Source organism: Halorubrum sp. C191 (genome assembly GCF_002727095.1).
In the GTDB taxonomy this organism is placed as follows: Archaea; Halobacteriota; Halobacteria; order Halobacteriales; family Haloferacaceae; genus Halorubrum; species Halorubrum ezzemoulense.
Genome location: NZ_NHNZ01000108.1, coordinates 1 through 706, shown reverse-complemented (window position 1 = coordinate 706; position 706 = coordinate 1). Strand labels below are relative to the sequence as shown.

Sequence of the window (706 nt, the reverse complement as noted above, 5' to 3'; positions counted from 1 at the left end):
TCGGTGAGTATAAACGAGGATGGGTCACCACAACCGTTCATCACGAGTCTTGATGTGACCGATGAGCTTGCGCTGGATCGTCGGTGGGCGAGAACACAGATTGAACAGTACAGCGATCGGGGAGCAATCGAGAACTCATACTCGTCGATTAAAGATGCAGCTGTATGGACGACCTCGAAGGAATTCGAGGTCCGGTGGTTCCACTTCGCATTCGGGTGTGTGGTGTACAACATGTGGTTACTGGTGGATTTTCTGACGCAGGAACGAATCGGGGAGATTGAAACGAGGAAGAAGCCGCGGATAACGCTCAGACGGTTCCTCAAATGGCTGGACAAGGAGTTGGTCGCACTCATATAGAATCCGGTCCGGGCTCGCCCTTCGTGAGAGGCATCACTCGTTGTGGTCGCGTATTTTTGCCGATCATCGATAAGTAGAATGGTATTCTTCGTATTCTGATGATTTCTTCGGCGCTCTGACGGGTAATTCTCGGCGAAATCTGGCCGTTTAGGATCGATCCCATGAACCTCTTGGGAGGGATTCGCAACTCGACAGAAGAAAAATTATATAGCGATATATAATACATAAGTGTATTCACACCACGCAGATAGTCTCTCGCGACCGATATCACCCAATACGGAATTAGTAATTCACATATTCGTTGGAATTACTTACTCTGTCTTATCTCAGTAAGACAGAGTAAACTCTT

The 706-nt window shown here is 47.9% G+C and carries 1 pseudogene; it reads left to right on the top strand.

Features of this window, described 5'->3' with window-relative positions:
• Positions 1-357 (top strand): annotated as a pseudogene (locus tag Z052_RS10650) (transposase); the annotation flags it as partial.
• Positions 358-706: the final 349 nt, after the last annotated feature.